The following is an 8,122-nucleotide window of genomic DNA, read 5'->3' as shown; positions in this document are numbered from 1 at the left end:
CGGGCGAGGTTGTCGAGCATGGTGGCCAGCGCCTCGGGCGGGTGAGCCTGCCAGTCGTCGAGTTCCGCGATCACCCGCAGGGCGGACCGTGTCCGGTACGACTGCGTGGGGTTGCCCGGGAAACGCTTGTCGGTGACGTTGGGGTCGTCCTCGAAGGGGCCCAATGGCTCGACGACGTAGATGTGGCCTCGATCGTCCAGACCCGCGCGGGCCGCGGCCAGCTGGGCGCCCCACGCCGCCGTGGACTCCAGCGTCGTGAAGTAGATGTTGTTGGAGACCCGACCGTCCTGGAAGTTGGAGGCGTGGCCCGCGACCAGGTCGACCCCGGGCTCGAGCGTGGCCTTGGTGCCGTGCAGGAACGGACCGCTCACCTGATCACACGTGTCGTAGGTGACGGGTGTGCGGTCGCTGGCTGCATGGTCCATGCGGTGCTCCGTTCAGCTCGCGGCGGGTGGCTGGGTCGGGGCCTGAGTGGCTCCGGCCGAACCGGCGGCAGCGGCGGCAGCGGGAACGAGGCCAGCGGCCGGCGCGGCGGCGGCGGAAACGGGGTCGGCGCCGGGTGCGCGGCGCCGGCGCAGCCACAGCACGACCGGCGCGATGACAAGCATCCCCGCCACCGCGAACGGCAGCAACGCGCCGAGCACGGTGAGCAGCACGGTCACCGAACCGGTGAAGGCCCGCCACCCCGCTGCCAGCCCGGCGAGGAACCCGGTGTCGTCCACGGCATCCGCGAGCACCTGCTCATCGGTGCTGAGGCGCACCTCCACGGGTGCCAGTGCGACCGAGTCCTGCAGGCGCGCGAGCTGTGACTGCAGCGCCTCGAGGTCTGCCTGGCGGCGTGAGAGCTCGGCCTCCAGCGTGACGATCTCACCGAGCTTCGTGGCTTGGAGCATCAGCGCCCGGACCCGATCGACACTGGCCTGCATCGTCTTCAGTCGCGACTGCGTGTCGACGACCTGGGCGGTGACGTCCTCCGTCGAGGTGTTGCGGGAGTGGACCTTGCCGATCGCGGCCACCTTGTCGAGGGTCGCATCGAGCTGGTCCGTCGGCACCGAGATCGTGATGCTGCTGAAGCCGCCCGTCGCTGCGATGTCCGACTCGCTCGCCACCGACTCGGCCAGGACGAGCCCCTGGGCAGCGCTCGCGATCGCGCGCACCTTGGTCGCTGCGGCATCGACGTCCTTGACGGTGACCGAGATGTCGGCACGGCGGGCGAGCTTTCGGTCGGCCACGCTCGCGGCCACGTCGCTCACGCCCACTGCACCGAGCTCTGGCGCGGCGCCACCGACCGTGTCCTGCTGCGACTGTTCCCCGGTCACCGCGGCACCGCCCTCTTCGGAACCCTTCGACGTCAGGTCCGCCCCCGACCCGGCCGCCGGGGCCGCTTCCGAGTCCGCCGACCCGGAATCACCCCAGCCGCTGGCGCCGCACCCGCTGACGGCGAGCACGGCGAGGGCGAGGACCGCTGCCGTGGCCCGGAACCGGCCAGCCGGTCGGGAAGGGAGCGTCGGGTGGACTGTGCGGGCTGGGGATCGCATGGTGACTCCTTCGTCAGGGATCTCGCCGTGGCTGCGTGTCGCGGCACCTTGTCGTGAGGCGCTGGCCACGCCGCTCAGGTTCCCGGTTGCGAGTCTCGATCAGGTCACGACTGCGACGCGCTCGGGTCACATCCTGACGGCCCTCGCGACAGGGCCGTCAGGGCTGCGTGAGAGGCTGAGGACATGTCTTCGGCGACCCTCTCGACCCGGCCCCGGGTCGTCGTGGTCGGGGGCGGCATCGCGGGCCTGTCCGGCGCGCTCGCCGTGCTCGAGGCCCTGCCGTCAGCCCAGGTCACGATCCTCGAGGGCAGCACCGACCTCGGCGGCAAGCTGCGGAGGGATGCCGTGGGCGGCCACCTCGTCGACGTCGGCGCGGAGTCGATGTTGGCCGTTCGCCCGGAGGCCACCGACCTCGTCGCCCGCGTCGGTGCCGAGGGAGAGCTCGTGACCCCTGCGACCACGTCGGCGTCGATCTGGAGCCGGGGGAGCCTGCGCCCGATGCCGGCCGCCACCCTCATGGGCGTCCCCACCGACCCGGCCGCGGCGCTGGGCGTGCTCACCGCCGACGAGGTGGACCGACTGCGCGCCGAGCAGCCCTGGCCCGGCGGTGCACTCGACGACGACGTCTCCGTCGGTGACTACGTCGGCGCCCGGCTCGGCCAAGCCGTCGTCGACCGGCTCGTCGAGCCGCTGCTCGGCGGGGTCTATGCGGGGCACGCCTCCCGGCTCTCCCTGCAGGCCACGATGCCCGTGCTCTGGGAACGGGCGACCCGCGGCGAGAGCCTGCTCACCCCACGAACCGGTGCCACGGCATCCGATGTCGGTGGCGCGACGGTCAGCGCGCCCGCGCGGGCACCGCAGCCCCCGCGCCCGCCGTTTGCGGGACTGCATGGGGGAGTGGGGCGCCTTCCGGGCCTGGTCGCGCAGGAGCTGCGCTCTCGTGGTGCGGTGGTGCGCACCGGGGCGATGGTGCGCGCTCTCGAGCGGACGGCAGCCGGCTGGCGGCTGACCTTCGGATCGGCCGCCGACCCCCAGGTGATCGACGCGGATGCCGTGCTCCTCTGTCTGCCTCCGTCACCGGCCGCGCGACTGCTGGCCCCCCACGCAGCCGTGGCGGCACGCGTGCTCGGTGAGATAGAGACGGCATCCAGTGCCGTCGTGACCCTCGCGGTGGAACGCCGTGACCTCGCGGAGGTCCGGGGATCGGGGTTCCTCGTCCCGCCGGTCGAAGGGCGCGCCATCAAGGCGAGCACGTTCAGCTTTCGCAAGTGGGCGTGGACCGGTGAGGTCTCCGACGACGTCGTGCACCTGCGGGCCTCGCTCGGCAGGGCGCGCGAGGAGGCCGTGCTGCAGCGCGACGACGCAGACCTCGTCGCCGTCTCCGTCGCCGAGGTGGGGGAGGCCCTGGGGCGCCCACTGCCCCGGGTCGTCGACGCGCACGTCCAGCGGTGGGGCGGCGGGCTGCCGCAGTACGCCGTCGGCCACGTGGATGCCGTGGCCTCGGTTCGCGCGGACGTCGCCCGTCTGCCCGGCCTGGAGGTGGCCGGTGCCGCCTACGACGGGGTCGGTATCCCGGCCGTCATCGCCTCCGCCACCCGCGCGGCCCGAGCCGCCCTGAGCCACCTGAGCACCATCCCGAGCACGCCGCACCAAGGAGAGCACCGCGCATGAGCGAGTCAGCCCGACCCGTCCCAGGCAACCCCAACGCCGCCAGGATCCGCGAGATCAACGACACGATCAGGTATGCCATGTGGTCGGTGTTCGCCGTGGCCGAGCCGATCGGCGACGAGGACCGCGACGCCCTCGCGGCAGAGGTCGAGGAGTTGTTCACCGACCTCGCCGCGAAGGACGTCGTCGTGCGCGGCACCTATGACGTGGCCGGGCTGCGCGCCGACGCCGACGTCATGGTGTGGTGGCACGCCGAGACGATCGAGGCGCTCCAGGAGGCCTACCACGCGCTGCTCCGCACGGCATACGGCCAGCACCTCGACCCGGTGTGGTCGGTGGCCGCCCTGCACCGGCCGGCGGAGTTCAACAAGAGCCACATCCCGGCGTTCATGGCCGACGAGGAGGCCCGCGACTACGTGTGCGTCTACCCGTTCGTGCGCTCCTACGAGTGGTACCTGCTCGAGGATGCCGAGCGGCGCGACCTGCTGCGTGAACACGGCCAGATGGCTCGCGACTACCCGGACGTGCGCGCCAACACCATCGCCTCGTTCGCCCTGAACGACTACGAGTGGATCCTCGCGTTCGAGGCCGACGAGCTGCACCGCATCGTCGACCTCATGCGAGAGCTGCGGGCCTCCCGGGCCCGGATGCACGTGCGCGAGGAGGTGCCGTTCTACACGGGGCCGCGCGTGGACGTGCGCACCCTGGTGGCCCGCCAGCGCTGACCCCCAGCCCTGTCCCGCGCCCCAACCCCGAATCCCTGCGCCTGACTTTTCCTCCCCATGGGGGAAGCCCGAGGTTCGCAAGGCAAGCCTTCCCCGGCGAACCTCGGGTTTCCCTTGTCAAGGCTCGGGCAGGTCAGGCCGCCTGGGCCATCGCGCGCCGAACCTTCGCAACGGCCGCTCCGGGGTGCTCGAGATCGGCCCAGGTGATCCGCACCACGAGGTAGCCCAGGGCGCGCAGCCGATCCTCGCGACGCTTCTCATCCCACAGCACCTGTTTGTCTCCTTCGGCGTACTTCACCCTCCCGTCGAACTCGACGACGACCTTGTACCCCTCGATGACGAAGTCCACCCGGGCGAACACGTTCCCGTCGCGGTCACGGATCGGCACCTGCGGCACCAGCGGGATGCCGTGCGTCACGAGTTCGATGCGGCACCGGGTCTCACCCACGGACTCCGACCGGCCGTCGACGAAGGCGAGCATGGACCGGACACGTGATGACCCGGGCCAGGACGCCACCAGGTCACCGGCAGTCGTCAGCGCGTCGATCGTCACCAGACCTCGGTGGACGGCGTTGTCCGCGCTGACGGTGCCGGCCACCGGACCATGATCCAGGGCCAACTGCACGACGGAGGTGGCCACCTCGTCGGCGCGGCCAAGCTCGGTGGTGACCGGCTCGGGTCGTAGGGGGTTCTTCGGTCGAGGCCGCACCCGAAACGCCTTGACACCGACGGCGCGGTCGACAGGCCGATGCAGGTCGGGTCTGCTCAGATCGACTCCCCACACGGGCAGGCCGTGGGCCAGTGCAGCGCTGGCGCTGGTCAGTGACGCGTCGCGATAGAGCAGGTGCGCCCCCACGCAGAGGTGCCGGTGCCATGGCTCAGGGGCTTGGTCGACATCCTCCGTGACGGCATACAGCCCGCGGCCGGGATGGAGCAGTCGGTTCTCGCGGACCAGACGCTCCAGGACCAAGGGGCTGACACCCAGCGTGCGCGCCTGGGCCAGCGTGAACATCCCGTGCTGCCCCGCGGCCAGAGCTCGCAGCGCGGGATCCACCGTCGTCGTCATCCCGTCACGATGGCCGAATCGGCAGGTGCTGGGCACGCCAGGTGAGGGGCCTGTGGATGACGAGCGAACGGCATCCGGCCTGTGGACAACGCGGCCGCTCCGTGCTGGACATGGGAAACCCGAGGTTCGCAAGGGATGCGATCCCTTGCGAACCTCGGGCTTGCCTCATGGGGAGGAAAAGTCGAGGCGGGTCAGCCAGCGGCGGGCTCGTCCTTCGGGTGCAGGGTCAGGCTGATCGAGTTGATGCAGTAGCGCTGGTCGGTCGGCGTGTCGTAGCCCTCGCCCTCGAACACGTGCCCGAGGTGGCTGCCGCAGGTCGCACAGCGCACCTCGGTGCGCGGGCGTCCAGGCAGCGACCGGTCCTCGAGCAGCTCGACCGACTCGCCCGCGAGCGGCGAGAAGAACGACGGCCAGCCGCAGTGGCTGTCGAACTTGGTCTCGGAGGTGAACAGCTCGGCACCGCACGCCCGGCAGGCGTACGTGCCGACGGTCTTGGCATCGGTGTACTCGCCGACGAAGGGCCGCTCGGTGCCGGCCTGACGCAGCACCTGGTACTCCGCGGGGGACAGGGCGGCCTTCCACTCCTCCTCGGTGCGCTCGACGGCGTAGGAACGGTCACTCGGTTTCATCGTCATGTCTGGACCAACAGCGAGCCACCTCGGATGGTTCCCACTGTCGAACGCCCGCTTCGGATCGTTCCCGCTGAGAAGGGCGCCCTTCGGATGTCGTGGCCCGCAGGCCCACCTCGGTGCCGTGGCTAGGCTTCCCGGGCCCGTGTGTCGGTGCCGCTGGTTAGGCTCGCGCCATGGTTGATGCCCAGGTGCTGGAGATCGAGGGCCCGAACGGGCCCCGTCAGGTGCGCCTGAGCAGCCCGGACCGGCTCATGTGGCCTGATGCCGGCATCACCAAGGGTGATCTCGCGGCCTACGTCATGGCCGTCGGTGACTCACTGGTCCACCACATCGGTGACCGCCCGGTGACCCTCCAGCGCTTTCCGGACGGCATCGAGGGCGAGGAGTTCTACCAGAAGAACCCTCCCAAGGGTCTTCCCGAGTGGGTCCGCACCGTCTCGTGCCGCTACCCCAGCGGTCGACGCCACGCGCAGATCGTGATCGACGAGGTGGCCAGCGCCGTCTGGGCGGTGCAGATGAACACCGTCACCTACCACCCGTGGCCGGTGCGCACGGCGAACAACGACAACCCCGACGAGCTGCGCATCGACCTCGATCCCCAGCCTGGGCGCACGTTCGCGGATGCCGTGGAGGCTGCGGTCGCGCTGCGTGAACTGCTCACCGAGGTGGGGCTCACCGGCTGGGCCAAGACCAGCGGCAACCGGGGGGTGCACGTCTACGCCCGCATCGGCCCGACGCACGAGTTCCTCGACGTGCGGCACGGCGTCATCGGGATCGCGCGCGAGCTCGAGCGCCGGCTTCCCGACCTCGTGACCTCCTCGTGGTGGAAGGAGGAACGCGGCGAACGGGTCTTCGTCGACTTCAACCAGGCCTGCCGTGACCGCACCATCGCCTCGCCCTACAGCCCGCGGCCGCTGCCCGGAGCCCCGGTGTCGATGCCGGTGACGTGGGCAGAGCTCGAGACGGTCAGCCCGGGCGACTTCACCGTGTTGACCGTGCCCGACGTCCTGGAGGACCGCGGTGATGCCTGGGCCGACATCGACGGTGCCGTCGGGGACGTGTCCGGGGCACTGGCGCTGTGGCAGCGCGATGTCGACGAGCGGGGCCTCGGTGAGCTCAACTTCCCGCCTGACTATCCGAAGATGCCGGGCGAGCCGCCGCGCGTGCAGCCCAGCAAGCGGCGCACCGACAAGGCCGATGACGAGTACATGCCGCCCAAGGCCGAACGCGACGCGGCCGAGCGCGAGCGCTGGGGGATGCCGGTGGTCCCGCCCGTGCCGCCGATGCTCGCCAAGGCGGTCAAGGGCATCGCCGCCCTGGAGGGCAAGGACGTCAGCTTCGAGCCCAAGTGGGACGGCTTCCGCTCGATCATCTTCCGCTCGGGCGACCTCGTCGAGATCGGCAGCCGCAACGAGAAGCCGATGACGCGCTACTTCCCCGAGGTCGTCGAGGCCGCTCTGGCCAACCTGCCCGAACGCTGCGTCGTCGACGGCGAGATCATCGTCGTGCGACCGGGGGAGGACCGTCTCGACTTCGACCTGCTGAGCCAGCGCATCCACCCGGCTGCCAGCAGGGTCGCCAAGCTGTCGGTCGAGACCCCCGCCCGGTTCGTCGCGTTCGACCTGCTGGCGCTCGGGGACGACGACCTCACCGGGCGACCGTTCAGCGAGCGTCGGGCCCTGCTGGAGCAGGCTCTCGCCGCTGCGAGCGCCCCCATCCACCTCACCCCGGCGACGACTGACCGGGCCCTGGCTGCCCAGTGGTTCACCGAGTTCGAGGGGGCTGGTCTCGACGGGCTGGTGGCCAAGACCCTCGACGGGCCGTACGAGCCCGACAAGCGCACGATGGCCAAGATCAAGCACGAACGCACTGCCGACTGCGTCGTCGCGGGGTACCGCACCCACAAGAGCGGTGACGACCTCGTGGGCAGCCTGTTGCTCGGCATCCACGACGACGCCGGGCAGCTGCTCTCGGTGGGGGTCATCGGGGCGTTCCCCATGGCCCGCCGCAAGGAGCTCTTCGATGAGTTGCAGCCGCTCGTCACGACCTTCGAGGACCACCCGTGGAACTGGGCGGCGCACGAGGAGGGGAACCGCACCCCGCGGGCTGCGGCAGGGAGCCGGTGGGCCGCCGGCAAGGACCTGTCGTTCACGCCCCTGCGCCCCGAGCTCGTCGTCGAGGTCCGCTACGACCACATGGAGGGCGTGCGGTTCCGCCACACCGCGCAGTTCGCCCGCTGGCGTCCCGACAAGAGCCCGGCCGACTGCACGTACGACCAGCTCGACGAGCCGGTGTCCTACGACCTGTCCGAAGTGCTCGCGGGGGGCGGGTCATGACGCAGTCGACGAGGTCGTCGTCGACGTCGACGCCCACCAGTGGTCGGGTACGCACTGCCGCGGTGGCCGGTGCGGCAGTCGGGGCGACGACGGCCGTCGCGAGCGGCGCCGGGTCGCTCGCCGCCGCTGCGTACTTCGCGCGTCGCGTGCTGACCCC

At 71.1% G+C, this 8,122-nt stretch carries 7 protein-coding genes; 3 read left to right on the top strand and 4 right to left on the bottom strand.

Annotation, left to right across the window (positions count from 1 at the left end):
- Together arr and PLL68_RS10795 are read right to left on the bottom strand one after the other, a co-directional pair.
- Nucleotides 1-425: NAD(+)--rifampin ADP-ribosyltransferase (gene arr, locus PLL68_RS10800; protein ID WP_324533958.1), on the bottom strand; the 425-nt coding region annotated here is incomplete at its 3' end.
- Nucleotides 426-437: 12 nt separating this feature from the next.
- On the bottom strand, nucleotides 438-1,538 hold the full coding sequence (locus PLL68_RS10795) for a DUF4349 domain-containing protein (protein WP_324533956.1): 1,101 nt from the start codon (nucleotides 1,536-1,538) through the stop codon (nucleotides 438-440).
- Between the two features lie 183 nt (nucleotides 1,539-1,721).
- Between PLL68_RS10795 and hemG the strand changes: the two genes are divergently transcribed.
- Nucleotides 1,722-3,209, top strand: a complete 1,488-nt coding sequence (gene hemG, locus PLL68_RS10790) for a protoporphyrinogen oxidase (protein ID WP_324533954.1) — start codon at nucleotides 1,722-1,724, stop codon at nucleotides 3,207-3,209.
- Nucleotides 3,206-3,931 (top strand): hydrogen peroxide-dependent heme synthase, encoded by a 726-nt coding sequence (gene hemQ, locus PLL68_RS10785; RefSeq protein WP_324533953.1) that lies wholly within the window; start codon nucleotides 3,206-3,208, stop codon nucleotides 3,929-3,931. Before hemG ends, hemQ begins: the two co-directional genes overlap by 4 nt.
- Before the next feature lie 133 nt (nucleotides 3,932-4,064).
- Here the strand turns inward: hemQ and PLL68_RS10780 are convergent, their stop codons facing one another.
- Nucleotides 4,065-4,997 (bottom strand): type IV toxin-antitoxin system AbiEi family antitoxin domain-containing protein, encoded by a 933-nt coding sequence (locus tag PLL68_RS10780; RefSeq protein WP_324533951.1) that lies wholly within the window; start codon nucleotides 4,995-4,997, stop codon nucleotides 4,065-4,067.
- Nucleotides 4,998-5,188: 191 nt separating this feature from the next.
- Nucleotides 5,189-5,632, bottom strand: coding sequence for a peptide-methionine (R)-S-oxide reductase MsrB (gene msrB / locus PLL68_RS10775; RefSeq protein ID WP_324533949.1), 444 nt, complete (start codon nucleotides 5,630-5,632; stop codon nucleotides 5,189-5,191).
- 170 nt (nucleotides 5,633-5,802) lie between these two features.
- Between msrB and PLL68_RS10770 the strand changes: the two genes are divergently transcribed.
- Nucleotides 5,803-7,965: an ATP-dependent DNA ligase gene (locus PLL68_RS10770; RefSeq protein ID WP_324533947.1), complete on the top strand. Its 2,163-nt coding sequence runs from the start codon at nucleotides 5,803-5,805 to the stop codon at nucleotides 7,963-7,965.
- Nucleotides 7,966-8,122 lie beyond the last annotated feature (157 nt).

This window comes from Ornithinibacter sp., from assembly GCF_035443565.1.
Classification (GTDB): domain Bacteria; phylum Actinomycetota; class Actinomycetes; order Actinomycetales; family Dermatophilaceae; genus Fodinibacter.
Note: the sequence above shows the minus strand (reverse complement) of the source record. Positions and strands in the feature narration are given on the sequence as shown.

Bases quoted from the DNA above. Each gene is read 5' to 3' on its own strand.
- PLL68_RS10770 (WP_324533947.1), top strand. From the start codon at position 5,803: ATGGTTGATGCCCAGGTGCTGGAGATCGAGGGCCCGAACGGGCCCCGT.
- hemG (WP_324533954.1), top strand. From the start codon at position 1,722: ATGTCTTCGGCGACCCTCTCGACCCGGCCCCGGGTCGTCGTGGTCGGG.
- PLL68_RS10795 (WP_324533956.1), bottom strand. From the start codon at position 1,538: ATGCGATCCCCAGCCCGCACAGTCCACCCGACGCTCCCTTCCCGACCG.
- hemQ (WP_324533953.1), top strand. From the start codon at position 3,206: ATGAGCGAGTCAGCCCGACCCGTCCCAGGCAACCCCAACGCCGCCAGG.
- PLL68_RS10780 (WP_324533951.1), bottom strand. From the start codon at position 4,997: ATGACGACGACGGTGGATCCCGCGCTGCGAGCTCTGGCCGCGGGGCAG.
- msrB (WP_324533949.1), bottom strand. From the start codon at position 5,632: ATGACGATGAAACCGAGTGACCGTTCCTACGCCGTCGAGCGCACCGAG.